19 protein-coding genes are annotated in these 18,922 nt (G+C 71.4%); 9 read left to right on the top strand and 10 right to left on the bottom strand.

Features of this window, described 5'->3' with window-relative positions:
* Positions 1-23 precede the first annotated feature (23 nt).
* Positions 24-584, top strand: coding sequence for a DUF1707 SHOCT-like domain-containing protein (locus BJY16_RS34980; RefSeq protein ID WP_239177920.1), 561 nt, complete (start codon positions 24-26; stop codon positions 582-584).
* Here BJY16_RS34980 and BJY16_RS34975 read toward each other — a convergent pair.
* Positions 574-939, bottom strand: a complete 366-nt coding sequence (locus tag BJY16_RS34975) for a BlaI/MecI/CopY family transcriptional regulator (protein ID WP_239177921.1) — start codon at positions 937-939, stop codon at positions 574-576. The two genes, BJY16_RS34980 and BJY16_RS34975, sit on opposite strands and share 11 nt — an antisense overlap.
* Positions 940-974: 35 nt before the next feature.
* On the opposite strand from BJY16_RS34975, the gene BJY16_RS34970 reads away from it, so the two are divergent.
* Positions 975-2,141: an MFS transporter gene (locus BJY16_RS34970; RefSeq protein WP_185043824.1), complete on the top strand. Its 1,167-nt coding sequence runs from the start codon at positions 975-977 to the stop codon at positions 2,139-2,141.
* Between the two features lie 237 nt (positions 2,142-2,378).
* Here the strand turns inward: BJY16_RS34970 and BJY16_RS34965 are convergent, their stop codons facing one another.
* The 4 genes from BJY16_RS34965 to BJY16_RS34950 form a co-directional block, all read right to left on the bottom strand.
* A complete protein-coding gene (locus BJY16_RS34965) occupies positions 2,379-2,744 on the bottom strand; it encodes a hypothetical protein (RefSeq protein ID WP_185043823.1) in 366 nt (121 codons plus the stop codon).
* Complete coding sequence (locus tag BJY16_RS34960; RefSeq protein WP_239177922.1) at positions 2,722-3,864, bottom strand: transposase; 1,143 nt, start codon at positions 3,862-3,864, stop codon at positions 2,722-2,724. The genes BJY16_RS34965 and BJY16_RS34960 overlap by 23 nt, the downstream gene beginning before the upstream one ends.
* A gap of 88 nt (positions 3,865-3,952) precedes the next feature.
* Positions 3,953-4,249: a hypothetical protein gene (locus BJY16_RS34955; protein WP_185043822.1), complete on the bottom strand. Its 297-nt coding sequence runs from the start codon at positions 4,247-4,249 to the stop codon at positions 3,953-3,955.
* 200 nt (positions 4,250-4,449) lie between these two features.
* Entirely contained in the window at positions 4,450-5,313 is an 864-nt protein-coding gene (locus BJY16_RS34950) for a hypothetical protein (protein ID WP_239177923.1), read from the bottom strand.
* Positions 5,314-5,713: 400 nt separating this feature from the next.
* Here BJY16_RS34950 and BJY16_RS34945 point away from each other — a divergent pair, with 400 nt between their 5' ends.
* Positions 5,714-6,352 carry a hypothetical protein gene (locus BJY16_RS34945; RefSeq protein ID WP_185043820.1) on the top strand — a complete coding sequence of 213 codons (639 nt, stop codon included), beginning with the start codon at positions 5,714-5,716 and terminating at the stop codon, positions 6,350-6,352.
* Between the two features lie 459 nt (positions 6,353-6,811).
* Here BJY16_RS34945 and BJY16_RS34940 read toward each other — a convergent pair whose 3' ends face one another.
* The gene (locus BJY16_RS34940; protein WP_185043819.1) at positions 6,812-8,266 is read right to left on the bottom strand and encodes an FAD-dependent monooxygenase; all 1,455 of its coding nucleotides are present in this window, start codon (positions 8,264-8,266) and stop codon (positions 6,812-6,814) included.
* 50 nt (positions 8,267-8,316) lie between these two features.
* On the opposite strand from BJY16_RS34940, the gene BJY16_RS34935 reads away from it, so the two are divergent.
* From BJY16_RS34935 to BJY16_RS34920, 4 genes are all read left to right on the top strand, one after another.
* On the top strand, positions 8,317-8,844 hold the full coding sequence (locus tag BJY16_RS34935) for a PadR family transcriptional regulator (RefSeq protein WP_185043818.1): 528 nt from the start codon (positions 8,317-8,319) through the stop codon (positions 8,842-8,844).
* Positions 8,845-8,912: 68 nt separating this feature from the next.
* Entirely contained in the window at positions 8,913-9,809 is an 897-nt protein-coding gene (locus tag BJY16_RS34930) for a M48 family metalloprotease (RefSeq protein ID WP_185043817.1), read from the top strand.
* A 223-nt stretch (positions 9,810-10,032) separates the two neighbouring features.
* Positions 10,033-11,223, top strand: coding sequence for an alpha/beta hydrolase family protein (locus BJY16_RS34925; RefSeq protein ID WP_185043816.1), 1,191 nt, complete (start codon positions 10,033-10,035; stop codon positions 11,221-11,223).
* Between the two features lie 96 nt (positions 11,224-11,319).
* Entirely contained in the window at positions 11,320-12,465 is a 1,146-nt protein-coding gene (locus BJY16_RS34920; protein WP_185043815.1) for an NIDO-like domain-containing protein, read from the top strand.
* 118 nt (positions 12,466-12,583) lie between these two features.
* Here BJY16_RS34920 and efeB read toward each other — a convergent pair whose 3' ends face one another.
* The 3 genes from efeB to efeU all read right to left on the bottom strand — a co-directional run bounded on the left by efeB (position 12,584) and on the right by efeU (position 16,096).
* The gene (gene efeB / locus BJY16_RS34915) at positions 12,584-13,855 is read right to left on the bottom strand and encodes an iron uptake transporter deferrochelatase/peroxidase subunit (RefSeq protein WP_185043814.1); all 1,272 of its coding nucleotides are present in this window, start codon (positions 13,853-13,855) and stop codon (positions 12,584-12,586) included.
* A 254-nt stretch (positions 13,856-14,109) separates the two neighbouring features.
* Positions 14,110-15,258, bottom strand: coding sequence for an iron uptake system protein EfeO (gene efeO, locus BJY16_RS34910; protein WP_185043813.1), 1,149 nt, complete (start codon positions 15,256-15,258; stop codon positions 14,110-14,112).
* Positions 15,259-15,265: 7 nt separating this feature from the next.
* Complete coding sequence (efeU, locus tag BJY16_RS34905; protein ID WP_185043812.1) at positions 15,266-16,096, bottom strand: iron uptake transporter permease EfeU; 831 nt, start codon at positions 16,094-16,096, stop codon at positions 15,266-15,268.
* Positions 16,097-16,216: 120 nt separating this feature from the next.
* Between efeU and BJY16_RS34900 the strand changes: the two genes are divergently transcribed.
* Both BJY16_RS34900 and BJY16_RS34895 read left to right on the top strand, forming a co-directional pair.
* Positions 16,217-16,711: a MarR family winged helix-turn-helix transcriptional regulator gene (locus BJY16_RS34900; protein WP_185043811.1), complete on the top strand. Its 495-nt coding sequence runs from the start codon at positions 16,217-16,219 to the stop codon at positions 16,709-16,711.
* Complete coding sequence (locus tag BJY16_RS34895; protein WP_185043810.1) at positions 16,702-17,916, top strand: MFS transporter; 1,215 nt, start codon at positions 16,702-16,704, stop codon at positions 17,914-17,916. The genes BJY16_RS34900 and BJY16_RS34895 overlap by 10 nt, the downstream gene beginning before the upstream one ends.
* Here the strand turns inward: BJY16_RS34895 and BJY16_RS34890 are convergent.
* Positions 17,884-18,828: a hypothetical protein gene (locus BJY16_RS34890; protein WP_185043809.1), complete on the bottom strand. Its 945-nt coding sequence runs from the start codon at positions 18,826-18,828 to the stop codon at positions 17,884-17,886. The two genes, BJY16_RS34895 and BJY16_RS34890, sit on opposite strands and share 33 nt — an antisense overlap.
* Positions 18,829-18,922 lie beyond the last annotated feature (94 nt).

The following is an 18,922-nucleotide window of genomic DNA, read 5'->3' as shown; positions in this document are numbered from 1 at the left end:
GGGGAGCCGGTAGGGTCTCGGCCGTGGGACTTCCTGTGCCGGCGCCGGCCTCCGACGGCGACCGTGAACGAGTGGCCGAGATGCTGCAGCGGGCGTGCGGGGAGGGCCGGCTCACCCTGGAGGAGTTCAGCGTCCGGGTCGGCGCGGTCTGGGCCGCCGAGACCGACGCCGAGCTGGCCAAGGCGTCCGAGGGCCTGGCGCCGCAGCCGATCGTCGGGTCGGCCCGCACGGTCGACAAGGTGGTGACCGTCTTCAGCTCGGCGAAGCGGGGCGGCCGCTGGCGGCTGCGTGACCGGGTGGTCCGGTTGCTCACCGTGTTCGGCTCCACCGAGCTGGATCTGCGTGAGGTGCTGACCGACGCGCCGGTCATCGAGATCATCGGCCGGAGCTGGTTCGGCGAGCTGACCGTGATCGTGCCGGAGGGCGTCGAGGTGGACCTGACCGGCACCAACGCGTTCAGCTCGCACGACCTGCGGCTGGCGCCGGTGCCGCGGCTGCCCGGCACACCGGAGGTGCGCGTCGCGGTCGACGCCTGGTTCTCCTCGATCACGGTGCGGTCGAAGCCGCCGTCGATCACTCGCTGAGCAGGTCCCGCAGCAGCTGCTCGTCGTGGGCGTCCAGATTGCCGACGAAGCGGCGCAGCACCGAGGCCCGATCCGCTTCGACGGCGAGCAGCCGGGTCATCCGGTCGGCGACCAGGCCGGCCGGGCCGTCCGGCGCGCCGTAGCGGAAGGCGCGGCCGTCGCGGTGCCGGGACGCCGAACCCTTCTCGTAGAGCCGGGTCAGCGTGGTCACCACGGTGCTGTAGGACAGCTCGCCGGTCGGGTCGAGCAGGTCACGCACCTCGCCCGGAGTGAGGGGACGCTCCGCCGCGCCGAGCACGGTCATGATCTCGGTCTCCAGCTGACCGGGCCGGCGGCGGCCGCGTGCTTCCGTCACGCGGTGAACCATATCGAGCCGAGCTGTGAAGTCCGGTGAGGGGACCGCAGCGGGCGCTGGCCGCCGCCAACCTCGCCTTCACCGTCGGCAGCGGGCTCTACCTGACCGCCGGGGTGCTCTACTTCACCGAGGCGGTCGGTCTGCCCGCCGCGCAGGTCGGGCTGGGGCTGGGCGTGGCCGGAGTGGGGTCGCTGGCCGCCGGGATCATGATCGGTCATCTCGCGGACCGGGTCGGCGCCCGGGGCGTCTATCTGGGCACCCTGCTGGCCCAGGCGGTCGCGGACGGGGCGTTCCTGCTGACCGGGGATTTCCCGACGTTTCTGGTGGTGGTCTGCCTCGCGGCGTCGGCGAAGACGGCCGGGTTCGCCGCCCGGACTCCGCTGATCCGGCACTACGGCGGGGACCGGCCGCAGGAGTTCCGCGGGTATCTGCGGGCGGTCACCAATCTGGGAATCGCGATCGGGGCGCCGCTTGCCGGGTGGGCGGTGCAGGTGGGGACGCTCACGGCGTACCGGAATCTGGTCCTGGGCATGGTGGCGGCCTCGCTGGTCGCGGCGGCGATCCTGACGCTGGTGCCGGGGGTCGAGCCGCTGGCGCCGGCGGGCCGGCGGTGGATCGCGCTGCGGGACCGGCGTTATCTGCTGCTCACCGTGCTCGACGGGGTGATGGCGATCCAGTTCAAGGTGCTGACCGTGGCCATGCCGCTGTGGCTGATCGGGTTCACCGCGGCGCCCCGCTGGCTGGTCTCGGTGACCATGGCGACCGCGACCGGGATCGTGGTGCTCTTCCAGGTCCGGGCGAGCCGCGGCGTCGACTCGCCGGCCGCCGGTGGCCGCGCCTACCGCCGGGCCGGGCTGGCCTTCCTGCTGTCCTGTTCGCTGATCCCGCTCGCGGCCGGCCCGCCCGCCGCGGTGGCCGCCGCGATCCTGATCGTCGCCGTGATGATCCACGCGGTCGGCCAGCTGTGGAACTCGGCCGGCGGTTTCGAGGTGTCGTTCGCGCTCGCGCCGGCCCACGCGACCGGGCAGTACCTGGGCGTTTTCGGTCTCGGCGCGGGCCTGGCCGACACCTTCGGGCCGGCCCTGGTGATCTGGCTCTGTCTCGGCTGGGGGCGGCCCGGCTGGTTTCTCCTGGGCGCGATCCTCGCCCTGACGGGCTGCGTCCTCCCGGTCGCGGTCCGCCGATCCGTCGCCGGCCGCTGACCCGCTTGACGGTACGCCCAGCGCTCCCGCCCAGCGCTCACGTCCCCGCTCCCGCTGAGCTTGTCATTTAACCTCGACTACCCCAGCCGGTCCTCCGGCGGAGCGCCGGCTCCGTCGCCGACGGCGACTACAGCGAATGCCGGCCGACGCGCCGTGCGCGGGCAAAGACCGGGCCAAGTGCGCCTTCTCGGCGGCAGATCCGGATGAAGAGGCGGGCCGTCCGCTCAGGCGGGTGCGTCAGCCGATTGCGCGGCGGGCAGTCCAGAGCGCAATGATCAGCAACCAGGCGATCCAGGTGACGGCCGTGCCGACCACGCCCGTCGGCCATCGCGGCCGTTTGACGGTGGTCCTGAGGATTGCGATGGCGGCCGAGCTGATGACAGCGCCCGCCATGGCCAGCGGGGCGCCCAGGAGGATCACTCCGGCCAGCGCCCATTCGCGCGCGCTGAAGCATTCCGAACCCTCGCAAGAGGGTGCTGGATCAGCCGTGGCGGTGAAGTAGATGTAGCACCCCACCCAGGCGGTAAACCACCACAGGCTGGAAATGCCCGTTTCGGGGAGGAACCGTATAGTTCCTCGGTTAGGCGAGACAGCGGACTCCACGACCATCCCCATCGACGGCAGCGGCCTCGATCCGAGCAATGCTGATAGCTTCAGGCCGAACGGTGGGCCCGCCGTACTGGTCGCGTGGAGTCGCGGCGGAAGCTCGGGGCGCGTACTCATCGGCAGTTGAGCGTGTTCGTAGGGACCACCTCCGGTCTGGCCGACGGTAACCGAGCGCCATCCGGTGAGGATGAGCGCATCGGGCACCTATCGACGCTCGTTGTGGCGGTCGTGACCGACAGGGCGGAAGCGATCGATGTGTTGGCAGGGTTCCGTGAGCATCCCAGGCCCGGGTTTCGGCTTTGCCGTAGCTTGCTGTTTCGTTGATCGTGGTCACGGCCGGCTCGGGCCAGGAGTCAGGCTCCTTCAGGTCGAACTCGCCGCCGTGCTTGGGTGGACGGCCGCCGTGCGGAGGGTGCTCGTACAGCGGGGCTGGTAGCCGCAGAACCCGGTCGGCGCGGATACGCCCGGCCACCTCGACTGGCAGATCACGCAGTACCCAGGCCAGGCGGGTCACGTCGTAGCCGGCATCGCAGACGATCAGGATGCCCGGGTCACCGGGTTGCTGCTGGCCGCAGCCGATCAGCCGGTCGACCACTTCACGCAACTGCGTCGCGGTGACAGCCGTGGCGTCGTCGGCAGGGCCGAGGCGGACCACGTCCAGCATCGCTGTCCACGACGTCCGGCCGGGTTCCAGCGCCACGACGAACGAATACGGCCAGCCGGGGATGAACTGCGCAGCACTCTTGGCGCGCCCGTATACGTGGCAGAACAACAGGTCCGGGCTGCACGCCGCGTCGGAGCGCAGCCACGGTGACACATCGACAGCCAGAACGATCCGATCATCACTGAACCGCGGCAGCGGCTGCGCCGTCAGCGCCCGCCGCAGCCGTCCCACATCGATGCGGCCCTGGTTGAGCGCGTCATACAACGCGCCGTGGCCACGCCGGTGCTCGGCCGCCAGCGTCAGATCGACCAACGTCTTGACTGGACCATCCGTGCACAACACCGCGTCGGCCAGCTCGAACAACGCGTCCGACCGCGTGCTCAAGCAGCGGTAGAACTCATCCCGGAATCCCGACAGGACACCGGCTGCCCGGACCTCATCTGCCACGGTCACTACAACGAGTGTCAGACAGAAGAAGACTCAAGATTCAACCGCCAGCCTTTCGAGATGGCTGCCCAGTGGCGAGGCGACCCACCCCGACCTACTGCCACCGGATGGGGCCAGGCACGGCCGACTCCGCGGCGGCGACCGCCTCCTCCAGGGTGTCGAAACCTTGAGAGTCCGGCCAGAAGGTGCGTTCTCCGTCGGGCCACCCTGGTCGATGCCGCACGTAGTAGAGGCGCCCGTCGGCGTTCAGCTCCGGAGACTCGTCCACGTCCAGGTCATCTTCGGCTTCTCCGAGGGCGTGCCAAAAGTCGTAGTCGAGCATGACCACGCGGACCGTCGTGGGCGCGACGCCGTCGTACATCCATGTTCCTGTGGCCACGATCGTCTCCACATGGCGAGCGTAGGCAACGGCACGACCAGGAAGAGCCCAACACGCGCTCGAGGTTAAAGAACAGGCTTAGTGGCTGTCTCTCAACCTGTTTTCGCAGCTAGCGCTCACCATGAACTACCGAGCTCCGTTCCCGGCGTTCGGATCGGCGTCACCGTGACGCCGATCCGAACGCCGGAGACTGGCGTCCCGGCAAGCGGTCATCAGCCTTGGTGGAGGCCGACGGCATGAGGTGGGGCGAGCAGGCCATCGATTGCGGCATGAAAGTCGTTCAACGTTTGGATCTGACCGACGAGGTCCAGGTAGCGACGAAACGCTTGACTGAAGTGTTCAGCCAGTTGATCGACCTGGCGGGTCTCTTCGGGCGCCTTGACGGTGAGGTAGCTCCTGGCACCGGCACCACTTTCGCGGACCACCGCCATATCGACGAAGATTTCGCCGGGCTCCAGGAGTGTGGCCAGACGGGGGCGGTCACTCTGGTTGAGCGCTGCGACCAAGATGTCTCGCCTGCCTGAATGGTGGAGGGCGAACACCGTGAGTTCGGATGCGTTATCGCCCGCGATCACGCGGTCGATGTCGGTGAACCGCCGGAAGCTCTTCACCTCGAATAGGCCAGCGAATCCGACGTGGTCTATGTCCCAGGTGTCCGCGGCCGGACGCAGGAAGCCGTTGGTGCGAGCAGGGACGAACCCGTAGTCAGCGGTTCCCCAGTCCGGCAGCTCAACGTCAACCTCGTACTCCCATCGAATCAGCTGCATGGCCTCGCGGTCGACGCCGAGGCACTGCGCCACCTCGTCACGGTAGTAACAGGGAATGGCATATCGGCTCCGACCCTCGGTCAACGCCCAAGCCAACGCGCGCCAGACCGCTAGAGACTCCCCGTGGCAGTTGTTGATTCCGTGACGGTGCCACGGATTCAGGTGGAGATCGTCTGGGTAGGAGTCCCGCTTCTGCAAACCCGGCCAAACCGGGACAGGCAGATCCGACTCATCGACGGCAACCGTGTAGGAGTGCAGCCCATCTCGGTACCCGTGCTCGAACGTGAGGAAGCGATCCGGATCTGTCACGTCCCCAGGATGCCGGACCACCCTGCGCTCGAAGCCAGCGGTAGGTGGCGGTCGGGAGTCTAGTGGCTGTCTCGCAACCTGTTTCTGCAGCTAGTGCGACCATTGGCCTTCCGGGATCCCTCCCAGGCGTTCGTATCACCGTCACGGTAACGCCCATCCGAACGCGCGAAGCTGGTTGATAGGCAGCCGTCAAGATGACAAGGCGTTCGGTTCACCGCGGGCGGGCTACCTACCCTGAGCCGCAGCGGCGCGACCTGACCGCAGTGCTCGCTGGGCGCGATGGTGGTTAGCTTGCAAGCCGCCGTTGCGTGCCTGCTACCCGAGTTGCTACAGCCCCTGCATGCGGTTCTGCAGCCGGGGCTATGGAAAGATCGCGCAGTCTCCGAAGGATGGGTCCTGTATGCGCTGGCTGTGGGCGGGAGTCATGTTAATGGTCGCGATGGCTGGCTGCGGGCAAGGTGCAGGCCCTGAAGGCCATGGCGGCAGTGCGGCACCCACCGTGTCCGTCGAGTCAGTAAATAGCAGTATGTCCTCTTCGGCTGCCTCACCTGCAGCCGCCAGTGCCCAGGCCGGACCGCCTTGGTATTCGGTAGTCGGCAGCGGTCCGGAGTTCTCCGGCTCGAAGCGCGTGACGACCGGGCCGCTGGCTTCCATGAACGGATTCGACAACGACGCCCAGTTCCAGCGAGTCTGGACCTATGACGGCAGGGTTAGATCCGCCACGGTTGACATCGACCGGGCAGATCCCGGCGCTGATCATCGAAGTGGCCTGGAGCAGACCGTGAGAGTTTCGAAAATGGCTGGCCACCTCGTTGTGCCACTGTCCGGAATCGGCGACGGCGGCCTGGCGGTTCTCGACGGCAGCAGCAAGGGCGCCAATCGTCCGCTGGTGCGGGCATACGCCACTTCGGGCAACGCGAGCATCAGCGTGCTCATGTACGTCGACGGCCTGATCGATGACGAGGCCGACTTGACCGCGCATTCCTCTGAGTTGATCGCCGCCCTCAACGAGATAGTCAACGACCTGCGCCCGCGGTGACGCCGACCCTGGTGGTCAGGCGGCGCTGAGCTTGGGCAGGGCGGCCCGCCTGGCATCCGCGCGGGTGATTCGGCGGGTCATGAGGGTGATGTTTGCCCAGGTGTCTCGGCTGACGGTCGCGGCGGCTTTCACGCTCTGGGAGTCCATGATGGCGGTGACTGGGCGGGGGCACCGGCCGGCGTCGACGCGGATGCGGCGCCGCAGCTAGTCGAGGACGCCGTTCTTGGCCCAGCGAGCGAAGAACCCGTAGACGGTCTGCAACGATCCGGGCCCGGCTCCGCCGGACCGCACGCCAATGCCGAGCTCGGCACGCCGGCGAGCAGAACACCGTAGACGGCCGGGCCGTGACCGGCAACCGGTCACCACAGACCGGGCACCGCCGCGGCGACGGCCTCTCTGCCGTACCGGTCGGCTGTGGGACCAGCGACAACCAGCCCCGGGCAGCGCGCTTCACACCGCTCATTCCGCGAGCGTAGAACCGCCCCTAATCCGACCTTGAAGTAGCGAGACAGGCACTGAGCGCGCGACGGTGAGGCGGTCGAAGTAGTCGCGGACCGGCCCCGGCGTCCGCGCGGTCAGCGCCAGGTAGCCGTCCGGCCGGACCACCCGGAAGTCCCCGCCGACCCGGTGCACGTGGACGAGATCCGGATCGAGCCCGGGCACCGCCCCGGGCCCGAGCACGGTGAAGTGCGAGCCGCGGAACAGGTCGAACAGCCGCGCCCCGGTCGGCAGCGATCCGTCCGGCGCCGGTTGACCGCCGCCGTCGCCGATCAGCGGTCCGGCCGGATAGACCGGATGATCGCGCCGGGTGACCCGCTGCTGCCGGGCGAAGCCTCTCTTCAGCAGCGGCCCGGCCAGCGGCCGCGCGAACCGCCACCGCATCATGCCGCTCATCCGCTGGTCACTGTCCGCGAGAATGGCGCGGGCCACCGGCATGCGCTCCGCCTCGTACGACTCCAGCACCCGCTCCGGCAGCAGCCCCCGGATCACCATGCCGAGCTTCCACCCCAGGTTGTACGCGTCCTGGATCCCGGTGTTCATCCCGTGCCCGCCGAACGGGCTGTGCACGTGCGCCGCGTCCCCGGCCAGGAACACCGGGCCGACCCGGAACCGTTCGGCGATCCGCACGTTGTACCGCCACACCGAGTGCCAGAGCACCTCGGTGATCCGCAGCCCGGGCAGCCCGGAACGCTCGACCAGCAGGCGCTGCAGCGTCTCCTGGTCGCCGGCCAGGTGCGGCCCCAGCGAGGTCACCACCTGCCACACCCCGGTGTCCGCCACCGGCCGGGCCACCGCGACACCCCGGTCCGCCGACAGCCACATGCTCACCCCGCCCGCCGGGTCCAGCCCGGTCAGCCGCACGTCGCTGATCATCGCCCGGGTGTCCTGGTCGGTCCGCCCGGTGAAGGGCACGTCGAGCAGCCGCCGGACCGTGCTGCGCCCGCCGTCCGCGCCGACCACGAAGCGGGCCCGCACCCGCTCGCCGTCCGCGAGCGTCACCTCGCCGCCGGCCACCCCGGTCACCCGCCGGCCGAATTCCACCTTGCCGCCCAGCTCGGCCAGCCGGTCCCGGAGGAGCTCCTCGGTGCGCCACTGGGGGAGGGCGACCACATTCGGGTACGGCTCCGTCCCGGTCACCGGGGCGGGCGGCGTGTCCAGCTGGAACAGCCGGCGGGTGCCCTGGTGGAACCGGGTGCGCCGCTCCACCGACCCGGCCGTGGTGACCGCCGCGGCCAGCCCGAGGTCGTCGAAGGCGGCCAGCGACCGCGGCTTGAGGCTGAACCCGCGCCCGCCCCCGCCCGGCCCCGCGGACTGGTCGACGATCCGGCACGCGACACCCTGCCGGGCGAGGTCGCAGGCCAGGGTCAGGCCGGTCGGACCGGCACCGGCGATCAGTACGTCCACAGCGTCCATAGCTACAAACGTACCTGTACGATTGGAGGTGTCTAGAGGGGAGCACGAAGTTGTCACTGCGGTTCGCCATGCTGGGCCTGCTCGAGGACGGGCCGGCCAGCGGTTACACGCTGACCCTGCGATTCGAGCGCTCGCTGCAGCGCTATGCCTGGACGGCCCGGCAGAGCCACATCTACCCGGAGCTGGCCCGCCTCGCCGAGGACGGCCTGATCGAGGTCGCCGAGGAGGGCGCGCGGGGCCGCCGCACCTACGCGATCACCGACGCCGGGCGGGCCGCGCTGCGCGAGTGGCTGATGTCCCCGCCGAAACCGCGGGCGGTCCGGGACGAGCAGGCGCTGCGGCTCTGTCTGATCTCGGCGCTGGAGCCGGCGCAGGCCCGCGCGGTCGTCCGGGAGCACCTGGCCGAGGCGGAGCAGCGCGCGGCGGAGTTGCGGGCGCTCGCCGAGGCGGCCGACGCCGACACGCACCCGCGCGGCGGCCTGCGCTTCGGTCGGCTGGCGATGGAACTGGGCCGGTTCCAGGCGCAGGCGCAGGGCGAGTGGGCGCGCTGGGCCCTGGAGCAGCTCGGGGAGGAATAAGGGCCCGGGCGGAGTGGGCCGAAAGGTCCACCGGCCGGGGTGAGAACATCGGCGGGGGAGGTGCCTAGGTGTTCGATCATTTCTTGTGGTCGGTGGTGGTCGTTCCGCCGCTGGCCGTGCTCGTGGTGCGCCTGCTCGCCGACCGGCTGGCTCCGGGGCGGGCCGCGTCCGTGGTCGCCTGGTCCGCCGTGACCGTCGCCGCCACCAGCACGATCAACCTGCTCCTGCTGGCCGCGCACGCCCTCGCCCAGGTCCCCGCGGTCGGCCGGCTGCTCGGCTGGTCCGCCGCGGTCGTCGCCGCCGACACCGCCGGCGTCGAGTGGGTCCCGTGGCTCAGCCTGGTCCTGCTGGTCGCGGTCATCCTCTCCGTCACGCTCCGCTGGCGCCGGCAGCGCCGGGTGCTGGCCATGGTCCCCGCCGCGGGCCCGGGTGGCCTGGTCCTGCTGCCCGACGACGCCCCGCGCGCCTTCGCCGTCCCGGGCAACCCGGGTCACGTGGTGGTCACCACCGGCATGCGGGGCCTGCTCACCGACCCGCAGTTCGAGGCGTTGCTGGCCCACGAGCACGCCCACCTCTCCGAGCACCACCACCGCCTGGCGCGGCTGGCCGAGCTGGCGGTCGCCGCCCACCCGGCCCTGTGGTGGGTCGGCAAACACGTCGACTACCTGATCGAGCGCGCCGCCGACGAGCGCGCCGCCGCCTCGCTCGGCAGCCGCAAGACCCTGGCCCACGCGATCGGCGTCGCGGCCCTGGCCGGTGCCGGCAGCCCGTTCGCCGCCGCGCTGCACGCCGCCGTCCCGGGCGGCGTCGTCCCGAAACGGGTCGCCCACCTCCTCCGCCCGCAGCCCCGCCCGGCGCCCCCGCTGTTCCTCCTGCTCCCGGCGGCGGTCGCGCTCAGCTCGGTGATCTGGACCGGCGAGGCCACCCTCGACCTGGTCGAACTGATCCACGCCGCGCTCCGCTGACCCACCGCCCCGGCTTTTCTCGCCGGCGATCACCCCCATTTCCGGTACGTCAACCGCCCCCGCCGTCGTCCGGGCCCCGGGGCGGTCGCGCCGTGCCCGGGGCCGGCATCGATCCTGCGGCGGCGCTGCCGTCCCCGTGTCACCTCGCCGCTCCTGCGGAGGCGCCGAGCAGCGCCACGATCTCACTCTAGCGCCAACAGGTTTGCTGTGGAAACCTGTTGGCATGAATCCGATTCTCAGTCGTCGAAGCCTGCTCGCCTCCGCCGTCGCCACCGGACTCGCCGTGCCGCTGGCCGCCCGCCCCGGATCGGCCGCACCGGCCCGGACACCGTCGCCCGGTGAGGGCGGGCCGGCGCGGATCACCCTGCCCGGGCCGACCGGGCCGCACCGGGTCGGGACCGCGGAACTGCACCTCGTCGACAAGTCGCGGCCCGACCCGGAGACCGGCGGCCGCCGGGAACTGATGGCCTCCGTCTGGTATCCGGCCGGCCGCGGCGCCGGGCGTCACCCGGTGGCCGACTGGATGCCGGCCGCGGGCTGGCACGAGCTGCTCGCCTGGGTCGGTCTCGCCGCCGAGGTGGCGCCGCCGCGGACCGCCGGACACCTGGGCGCACCGGTGGCGCGGGGCCGGGACCGGCGGCCCGTGGTGCTGTACTCGCACGGCAACGACTCCTGTCGCGCCGAGACCACCATCGTGGTGCAGGAACTGGCCAGCCACGGGTACGTCGTGGTCACCGTGGATCACACCTACGACGGGGTCAGCCAGTTCCCGGACGGCCGGGTCACGCTGCCCACCGCCGAGTCGTTCACCCCGTGGGACTCGGCCGCGGACGTCCTGGTCGCACTCGACGCGCTGGATGACATCGCGGCCGGGCGCAACCCCGACGCCGACGGCCGCCCCCTGCCGGCCGGGCTGGGCGCCGCGCTGGACCTGCGCCGGATCGGCATGTTCGGCTGGTCGAAGGGCGCCACCTCGACGGCCCTGGTGATGAACGTCGACCGGCGGGTCAGGGCGGGGCTCGGCTTCGACGGCGAGATGCAGGCGCAGCCGCCCGTGGCCGGGCTCGACCGGCCGTTCATGCTGATGACGGCCGAGCACGGGCGGGACGCCGAGCCGAGCGTCGCCGAGTTCTGGTCGATGCTGCGCGGCTGGCGGCTCGAGGTGCGGGCCGACGGGGCGGCGCACGGGTCGTACAACGACCAGCAGTGGCTGGTCCCGCAACTCGCCGAGTTGGTCGGCCTGGGCGGCGAGGACCTGGCGGACTGGGTCGGCACGCTCGACCCGGGCCGGGCGGTGCGGATCCAGCGGGCGTACCCGAAAGCCTTCTTCGATCTTCATCTGCGCGGCCGGGGACACCTGCTCGACGGTCCGAGCCGGCACTTCCCCGAGGTCCGGTTCCTTCCCCGGGCCTGATCCCGCTGGTCTGACGCCTTCCGGACACCCGGTACTCGGCGCCGCGCCGGCCCGTCGTGTAGCCGAGGTTCCGACACGTCACGGAAGGGATTCACGATGTCTCGCACCAGTTGGAAAGCGGCCGCGGCCGCTGCCGGGCTCGTACCGCCGATGCTGGTGGCGGTCTGCGCCGGGCCGGCCCAGGCGGCCCCGGACCACGGCAGGCTCCGCCCGGCCGGCATTCACTTGACCACGAGCGCGCCGGTGGCGGCGAAGAGCCGGAGCGCCGCGGCGGCCGGCAGCACGGCGGCGGGCGCCCTGCCGGCCAGCCCGGTCACGGTGACCCAGGCCTGCGACCCGGCGACGGTCGCCGTCAAGCAGCTCACCACCTGCACGGTCACCGCCGAGAACACCGGCGCCGCGGAGATCACCGCCGAGCTGGGCACGGTCTCCTCGGTGAACCTGCCGATGACCGCGGCGTCCGGGGCGTCGCTGTTCACCCCGTTCCTGGCGTATCCGCCGAAGGCGACCCTGGCCGGCACCCGGCCGGCCGGGCCGTCGTCGGTCGCGCCCGACCCGGGGCACGTCTTCGGGTACATCCCGCTGACCGCGTTCGGCGGGAACACCATCCTGCCGCTCGGCGACGAGCAGACCGCGAACCTGGACGTGCCCGGGTTCGTCTACAACGGCAAGACCTACGGCAAGGTCGGCATCTCGTCGAACGGCTACCTGCTCCCCGGCGGTTCCGGTGGCGACGCCGACCAGGCCCGACCCGGTACGCTGCCGGACCCGGCGGCACCGAACAACGTGATCGCGCCGTTCTGGACCGACCTGGACGGCACCGGGATGACCGGGGCGATGGCCAACGTCCTCACCGACGGCGTCTGGAACTGGCTCGTGATCGAGTGGCAGGAGAACGTGGCCGGCACCGGCACGCCGCGGGTCTTCCAGGCGTGGATCGGGGTCAACGGGGTCCAGGACGTCCAGTTCGCCTACAAGTTCGACACCATCGCCGACTCCGGCCGGCCGCTCGTGGTGGGCGCCGAGAACGCCGAGGGCACCCGGGGCGTGCGGCTGCCCGAGGGCACCCTGCCCCCGTCCGACCTGCGGGTCACCAGCGACGCGGGTCAGCCCGGCGGCAAGCTGTCCTACACGGTGACGGCGAAGGGCCTGGTCCGCGGCCCCGGCCAGCTGGTCACCGTCGCGAAGAGCCCGGACGTCAAGCCGGTCACCGTCACCACCCCGGTCACCGTCACCCGCTGACCCGGCCGCTCACCGGCCGCCCTCGCCCCCGTGCCCTCCGGCCGGCCGAGCCGATGGGGCCGGGACCGCGCGTACACCCGGACCCCGGGCGGGCCTTGCGAGCGGGTTCGGCGGGGCGTCAGGCGAAGAGGGAACGGCCCCAGTAGTCGTCGGCGGCGGGCAGCCCGGGCGGGCAGGCGAACACGGCGCTCGAGACGTGGCGGATGTACTCGTTGAGGGCGTCCAGCTTGGCCAGGCTGTTCTGCACCGGGACGAACTGCTTGTGCGGGTTGCGCTGGTAGGCCATGAAGAACAGGCCGGCGTTCAGGCGGCCGAGACCGTCCGAGCCGTCGACGAAGTTGTAGCCGCGGCGCAGCATCCGGGCGCCGCCGTTCTGGTCCGGGTGGGCCAGGCGCAGGTGCGAGTCCATCGGGATGACCGGCTGGCCCTCGCCGTCCTGCGCGGCGAAGTCCGGCTCGTCGTGCTCCAGCTTGCCGGTCAGCGGGGCGCCCTCGCCCTTGTCCCGGCCGATGATGGTCTGCTGCTCGGCGAGCGGGGACCGGTCCCAGGTCTCGACCAGCATCCGGACCTTGCGGGTGACCAGGTAGGAGCCGCCGGTCATCCACTCCGGGCCGTCACCGGGCTGGACCCACAGGTGCTCGTCGAGCAGGGCCGGCTCCTCGGCCTTCAGGTTGCGGGTGCCGTCCTTGAAGCCGAACAGGTTGCGCGGGGTGGCCTGGCTGGTGGAGGTCGACGAGGTGCGGCCGAACCCGAGCTGGGACCAGCGGACCGAGACCTTGCCCATGCCGATCCGGGCCAGATTGCGGATCGCGTGCACGGCGACCTGCGGGTCGTGGGCGCAGGCCTGGACGCCGATGTCGCCGCCGGAGATCGCGTCCTCGAGCACGTCGCGGGGGAATTTCGGCAGGTCGGCGAGGGCGGCCGGACGCTTCGCGGCGATCCCGAAGCGGTCCTTGCCGCGCGCGTCGCGGAACAGCGTGGGCCCGAAACCGATGGTCAGGGTCAGCCCGGACGCGGGCAGCCCGAGCGCCTCGCCGGTGTCGTCCGGCGGCGCCTCCAGCGAACCGCCGACCGCGCCGAACGTGCCGGCGTCCCGCCCCTGCGTCATCCGGGCGGCCGCGGCGGTCCAGTCCTGCAGCATGTCGACCAGGGCGGCCTTGTCGTCGGTGATCACGTCGAACGCGCAGAAGTGCAGCCGGTCCTGCGCCGGCGTGATGATCCCGGCCTGCCGAGCCCCATAGAACGGGATCGCCCCGCCGGCGTCGGACACCAGCTCGGTCGCGACGCTGGTGGTCGCGTCGTTGCGGGACAGGGCCAGCGCACCAGCGCCGACAGCGGCCGCACCGGCCACGCCCGCGCCGGCCAGCCCGAGGACCTTGCGCCGTTCCATCTTCTGCCTTTCGTGCACTTAGGCGGATTTTGTGTCGAGTCCTGCGTCGCCCTGAAGATCATTCAAGATCTTGCTGACTCGGATCCGCGCTGATCACTGATCGTCGCTCCCGCCAGGGACCCTTCCGGGCCGGGCTGGCCGCTGACGCGTCCAGAACGCCCGACCCGAAAGGGCGACGTCCGCGGGTGGTCACGAAACCCAGACCCGGGAGCGAACTGGTCCGCTCCCGGCAAACCCATGTCCGAGAACTGCTTCTACTTCTTGGCCGCGACCAGCGCCGCGACCTTGGAGATCGGCTCGGCGAGCGCGTTGATGGTGTCGCTCAGCTCCTTGAGGTCCGCCTGGGTGAGCTGGTTGTGCAGCTTCCAGCCGTCGCCGGCGCGGTGCTTCTCGAGCGAGGCCTCGACCTTGGCGAAGTTCGCGTCGAGGGTCTTGACCAGGGCCGGGTCGCGCTCCTCCAGCGCCGGGCGGAGCGCCTGGATGGCGCCCTGGGAGCCCTCGATGTTGGCCGCGAAGTCCCACAGGTCGGTGTGCGAGTATCGGTCCTCCTCACCGGTGATCTTGCCGGTGGCGACCTCGTCGAGCAGACCCTTGGCGCCGTTGGCCAGCTCGACCGGGGAGAAGGTGACCGTCTCCGCCTTGGTCACGATGGTCTGCACGTCCTTGAGCAGCTGGTCGGCGATCGGGCCGTCCTTGCTGACGTCCTTGGTGACCCAGAGGTCCTTCTCGAGCTTGTGGAAGCCGGTCCACTCCTGACCCGGCTCCAGGTCACCGTCGCGGGCGTCGATCTTCGGGTCGAGGTCGCCGAAGCTCTCCGCGACCGGCTCGATCCGCTCCCAGTAGGTGCGGGCGATCGGGAACAGGCTCTTCGCCTTCGCCACGTCGCCGGCCTTGACCGCGGTCACGAACGCGGTGGTCTGCTCGATCAGCGCGCTGGTCTGGCTCTTCACGTAGCGCTGGTAGTCCTTGGTGGCCTGGGCGAGCTTGGCGTCCTCGGTGAGCGGCGCGGCGGAGCCCTCGACCTGGAACGCGCCGCGGATCCCCTTGCCGATCATGCCGGGCTTGCAGGCGGTCTCGTAGGTGCCGGCCGGCAGTTCGACGATCAGGTCGCGGGACAGGCCGGGGGCGATGTTCTCCACCTCGCCCATGATCCGGTCGCCGGCCGCGTAGACGTAGAACTCGTTGATCTTGGTGCCCTTGTTGGCGATGCTGAACGTGACCGTGCCCGCGTTCGAGCTGGTCCGCTCCACCTTGCACTCGGTGTCGGAGGCGGCAACGGTGATCTTGCCGGAGGCGGCGGCGCTGCCGGCCTGCGTGTCGGCGTCCTTGTCGCCGCAGGCGGTCAGGAGCAGCGCGGCGGCGGTGGCCGCGGCTCCGGCGGTGATAAGGCGTGCGGGGCGCATCGAACTCCTAAGAGGCGGTGGTGGCGGGGGCGGGGGCCGGCTTGCGAGCCGGCCAGAGGAAGAGGACGAGAACCGGGATCCCGTACGCCAGCCAGGCGACCGTCTCGATCACGGTCGGCGCCGGCGTGAAGTTGACCATGCCGCGGAGCAGCTCCGAATACCAGGCCCCGGGCGGGAAGGCGCCGGTCACGTCGTACGCGTGGTGGTCCAGGCCGCCGAGGACGTTGGACTCCTGCAGGTCGTGGAAGCCGTACTTGAAGATGCCCGCGGCGACGAGCACCAGCAGCGCGCCGGTCCAGGTGAAGAACGTGGACAGGTTGATCCGGACCGCGCTGATGTAGAGCAGCCAGCCGAGGACCACGGCGGTGAGCAGACCGAGAGTGATCCCGATCAGCGGCCGGGCGCTGTCCGCGGCGCCCTGGGCGGCCGCGTAGAACAGGATCGAGGTCTCCAGGCCCTCGCGGATCACCGCGAGGAACGCCACCCCGGCGACCGCGGCCGGGCCGACCTCGATCGCGGCCTCCATCTTGCCGCGCAGCTCGCGGCCCATGAACCGGGCCATCCGCCGCATCCAGAAGATCATCCAGGTGACGAAGGCCACCGCCACGAACGAGGCGATCGCCTCGAACAGCTCCTGGTTGGTCGAGCTCAGCCGGGTGATGCCGAGCTGCAGCAGCACCGCGAACCCGATCGCGATGGCGGCGGCCAGCGCGACGCCGGCCCAGACCAGGCGGAGCATGCCGGTGCGGCCGCTCTTGACCAGGAAGGCCACGAGGATGGAGACCACGAGGGTGATCTCCAGGCCCTCGCGGAGGCCGATGAGGTAGATGGCGGTCATGGAGCTCCAAAGGTTAGCCAAACCTAAGTTCGTAACCCGCATCATTCTTCTACTGACTTGTAGATGTCAAATCCGGGGTCGATGTGACAGTGCTTATATAAGTGCTGTTACAGTGACGTGATGACCGACTTCGATGACCCGACCGACCACGCCGTCTGGCGGTCGCTGTGGGATCTGCAGGCCGCGCTGGACGCGGACATCGCCCGGGTCTACGCCGAGGCGGATCTGGGGGGGCTGAAGCCCGTCTGGGTGAAGGAGTTGATCAAGCTGCACGCGCGCGGGCCGATGACCATCACCGAGCTGGCCGTGGCGGTCGGGCGGACGCATTCGGCGCTCAGCCAGAAGGTGTCGGCGATGCGGGCGGCCGGGTGGGTGCGGACGGCGGCGGGGGCGGACGGGCGTACCAAGAAAGTGGTGTTGACCGAGAAGGCGGAGGCGGTGGTGGAGCGGCTCGCGGCGGAGTGGCGGGCCACCGAGGCGGCGGTCGCCGAGATCGAGGCGGAACTGCCCTACCCGATGACCCGGGTGGTCCGGGACATCGAGGAGGTGCTGCGGCGCAAGAGCTTCCGGGACCGGATCGCCGAGCGGCTGGCCGAGGACCCGGCGTGGCGGTGACCGGCGCGCTGCTCGACGTGCGGCCGCTGCGCTCGTCGCGGGCGTTCCGGCGGCTGTGGATCGGCAAGACGTGCTCCGGGTTCGGCAGCCAGATGACCGTGGTCGCGGTGATGTACCAGGTGTGGCAGCAGACCCACAGCACGATCTGGACCGGCGCGGTCGGGTTCGCCCAGGCGCTGCCGATCGTGCTGTTCGGCCTGTTCGCCGGCGCCCTCGCCGACCGGACCGAGCGGCGCCGGCTGTCGCTGATCACCACCGCCGGAGCGGCGGGCTGCACCGCCCTGCTCGCCGTGCAGGGCTTCCTCGGACCCGCTCCGGTCCCGGTGGTGCTGCTGCTGGTCGCGGCGCAGGCCTGCTTCGGCGCGGCCGGCGGACCGGTCGGGCGCAGCTACCTGCCGCACCTGCTGCACCGCGACGAACTGGCCGCCGGCCTGGCGCTCGACCACCTCTCGTTCCAGGCGTCGATGCTGGTCGGGCCGGCCGTCGGCGGGCTGCTGCTCGGCCGGCTCGGGGTGGGCGGCTGCTATCTGGTCGACACCGCGACGTTCGGGCTGGCCTTCTTCGGCGTGCTCGGCCTGCCGGTGCTGCCGCCCGACGGCGAGCGCACCACCTCCGGCCCACAGGCGGTGGCCGAGGGACTGCGCTTCCTGGCCGGGCACCGGGTGGTCCGCGCCGCCCTGCTCACCGACCTCGCGGCAACCGTGCTGGCCATGCCGATCAGCCTGTTCGCGCTGATGAACGCGACCTGGTTCGGCGACGACCCGCGCACCTTCGGGCTGTTCCTGAGCGCGATCGCGGTCGGCGGGCTGATCGCGTCGCTGCTGTCCGGGACGTTCACCCGGCTGCCCCGGCCGCAGCCGGTGATGTTCGGCGCCTCGGCGGTGTGGGGGCTGGCGCTCGCCGGGTTCGGCCTGGCCGGCGGCCCGTGGCTGGGCCTCGGCTGCCTGGTGCTGGCCGGTGCGGCGGACACCGTGGCGGTCGTCTCCCGGGGGACCGTGGTGCAGCTGAACACGCCGGCCGGGCTGCTCGGCCGGGTGGCGGCCGCCGAGCAGATCGTCGGGCAGGCCGGGCCGGACCTGGGAAACCTGCGGGCCGGGCTGGTGGCCCGGGCGACGTCCGGGCCGGTGGCGCTGGTCAGCGGGGGAGTGCTGTGCGTGCTCGCGGTGGCCGGGCTAGCCGGACAGGGCCTTCGCGAGCGCCGCTGAACCCTGGCGGATCGCCCCGGGAGGCAGCAGCACCTGGCGGCAGCCGTCCGCTTCGACAACGGTCCAGGCCGGGCCGGCGCGCAGGACCGCGAATCGGGTGGCCTGCTCGGCACAAGGCGTGCCGGGTGCGGCGGCGGCCAGCTCGGCGCGGATCGCCGTCCACTGGGCCGGTGTCAGCCTCCGGCCGGACTGGAAGGCGCCGACCGGCAGATCGCTGCCGCGCTGATCGGCCGGAACCTGGTAGAGGCAGAGCTTGACGGTGGCGCCGGGGTCCGGCAGCGGATCCGGGATGGCGGCGCCCCCGCCGGTGCGCCGGGCCACGGTGAGCTCGTCCTTCCAGTCCGGCGCGCAACCCGCCGCCGCCGCGCCGTTAGGATCCAGGTCCCGGACGACCTCGCTGCTCACCGGTCGGGTGTGCAGTTTTGCGTACGCCACGCGGAACTCGGCACGCGGCTTGCCGCACGCGTCGACCGGGACGCCCGGCCGCACCCAGCGACCGTGCTCGTCGAGCAGCGCCAGCCACGGGACGAACGGCATCTCCAGCGTGCAGGGCAGGTCGGTGCGTGGCTCGTCCGGCAGGCGCAGGGCGGCCAGCAGCTCGGTGAGGTCGGTGGCCCGGGCCTCGGTCGCCACCAGGTCATGGCCGCCCCCGAACCGCTCCCGCGGACTGGTCAGGCAGACGACGGCCGCGGCCGGGGTGAAGCTGTCGTCCAGCCGGGACAGGTCGGTCGCGTCGAAGCCGTCCGTCGCACCGGCGGTCGCGCACGACGTCCAGCGTTCGTGCACCTGGGGAGCGCCGCTCGGCGGGCCGGCGGGGTTGCCGGCGTCCGTGGTGCCCTCGCCGCCGGCATCGGCACATCCGCCCACGCCCAGGGCCAGGACGATCGCCGCTGCGGTCAACCGTTTGTTCATGCCGCTTCGACGTCGGCGGCCGTCGTCGGGTTCCAGCCGTTTTCCCGCTTCCGGCCTTCCGCCTTTCGCCGCGCGTCTCCCGCGTTCTGGCGCG

The sequence above is a fragment of the Actinoplanes octamycinicus genome (assembly GCF_014205225.1).
GTDB classification, from domain to species: Bacteria; Actinomycetota; Actinomycetes; order Mycobacteriales; family Micromonosporaceae; genus Actinoplanes; species Actinoplanes octamycinicus.
The sequence above is the reverse complement of the archived record's forward strand: the minus strand, read 5'-3'. Positions and strand labels throughout refer to the sequence as shown.

What these genes read in the sequence shown, in the direction of transcription:
- BJY16_RS34940 (WP_185043819.1), bottom strand. Translation starts at nt 8,266, where the DNA reads ATGGACGCTGTGGACGTACTGATCGCCGGTGCCGGTCCGACCGGCCTG.
- BJY16_RS34945 (WP_185043820.1), top strand. Translation starts at nt 5,714, where the DNA reads ATGCGCTGGCTGTGGGCGGGAGTCATGTTAATGGTCGCGATGGCTGGC.
- efeU (WP_185043812.1), bottom strand. Translation starts at nt 16,096, where the DNA reads ATGACCGCCATCTACCTCATCGGCCTCCGCGAGGGCCTGGAGATCACC.
- BJY16_RS34900 (WP_185043811.1), top strand. Translation starts at nt 16,217, where the DNA reads ATGACCGACTTCGATGACCCGACCGACCACGCCGTCTGGCGGTCGCTG.
- BJY16_RS34925 (WP_185043816.1), top strand. Translation starts at nt 10,033, where the DNA reads ATGAATCCGATTCTCAGTCGTCGAAGCCTGCTCGCCTCCGCCGTCGCC.
- BJY16_RS34890 (WP_185043809.1), bottom strand. Translation starts at nt 18,828, where the DNA reads ATGAACAAACGGTTGACCGCAGCGGCGATCGTCCTGGCCCTGGGCGTG.
- efeB (WP_185043814.1), bottom strand. Translation starts at nt 13,855, where the DNA reads ATGGAACGGCGCAAGGTCCTCGGGCTGGCCGGCGCGGGCGTGGCCGGT.
- efeO (WP_185043813.1), bottom strand. Translation starts at nt 15,258, where the DNA reads ATGCGCCCCGCACGCCTTATCACCGCCGGAGCCGCGGCCACCGCCGCC.
- BJY16_RS34920 (WP_185043815.1), top strand. Translation starts at nt 11,320, where the DNA reads ATGTCTCGCACCAGTTGGAAAGCGGCCGCGGCCGCTGCCGGGCTCGTA.